This is a genomic window from Actinomycetes bacterium (assembly GCA_024222295.1).
Taxonomy (GTDB): domain Bacteria; phylum Actinomycetota; class Acidimicrobiia; order Acidimicrobiales; family Microtrichaceae; genus JAAEPF01.
On sequence record JAAEPF010000090.1, the window covers coordinates 1 to 1056 of the forward strand.

General features: G+C 67.2%; 1 protein-coding gene. It reads right to left on the bottom strand.

What is annotated here, in order from left to right:
* Positions 1-160: 160 nt before the first annotated feature.
* Positions 161-796, bottom strand: coding sequence for a hypothetical protein (locus GY812_16975; GenBank protein MCP4437178.1), 636 nt, complete (start codon positions 794-796; stop codon positions 161-163).
* Positions 797-1056 lie beyond the last annotated feature (260 nt).

The following is a 1056-nucleotide window of genomic DNA, read 5'->3' on the forward strand; positions in this document are numbered from 1 at the left end:
GCAAGCGAAGATTCGCTCGCTCTTGCAAGACGGAAGGCCGAGCCGGTGGTGGCGTTTGAGGTGTAAGATTACTAAGGCTACTAGGCACTCCTCCTTACGCCGTCGCCCCGGAGTGAGTGCGCATCACGAAATAACTCGAACATCTTCAGCAGCCGCGCGCTTAGTTGTGCGTGATCGGGTAGAAGAAGTGGTGGTCGCACGAGTCGACGCACGAGTGGCACATGGCGCCGAACGTGCCGAGCATGGCCGCGCGGCCGTTCTGGAGCTCGCACGTGAGGGCGCGGTTGCGCGCCGTGACGTCCTCGATCTGCGTCGTGAACGGGTAGCCGCCGGGGATGGTGCCGACCGAGCCGTCGTAGCCGCCCGGGAGGTTCTGCGGGCCGCCCGTGTACTGGGCCGCGGGCATGGCGCCGATCTCGGCGAAGCCGGCGAAGGCGACGATCTGGAAGAGGCCGAACGTCGGGATGTTGGCGACCGCCGGGAAGCCCATGCCGTCCTTGAGGATGTCCGAGAACTGCACCGAGCCATCGAGGTTGATGGAGCCCGGGAAGGTGATGCCCAGCTCCTGGACCATCATGCCGAGGAACGCCATCATGGAGATGCGGCCGTGCTTGATCTCGACGGCGCGGCGGCGGGCGAGGCCCTCCTGGTCATCCCAGAACGGGCCGGAGGGGTCGATCGGCCCGGGGTCGACGCCGATGTCGCCCTTGACGACGACCTTGGAGGCGGCCTGCTGGCCGGGGGCCACGAAGGCGACGGCCGGGGCGGCGAGGAGGGCGAGAGCGAGCTTGGCCATTTTAGATTGTGTGTCTGCGAGGGCGCGAGGGTGAGGCGCGGCGGGGGACGGCGCGTGGCGGGGCTAGCGGCATGGCGCGTGCCGGAACGTGTGGATCCGCTTTTGGGAGAGTTGCAGCGTTCGCCCGCGGCGCGGCGAATTTGCGCCGGGCAAGCTGCGCAACCCCGAGCGCAGACAATTTGGCGCCCGCAGCGTTGGCCGCGCTGCTCGAAACAGCGTATGCGTGTAGTTTGGACGCGGCAAATTGCGATGCTTGAGGC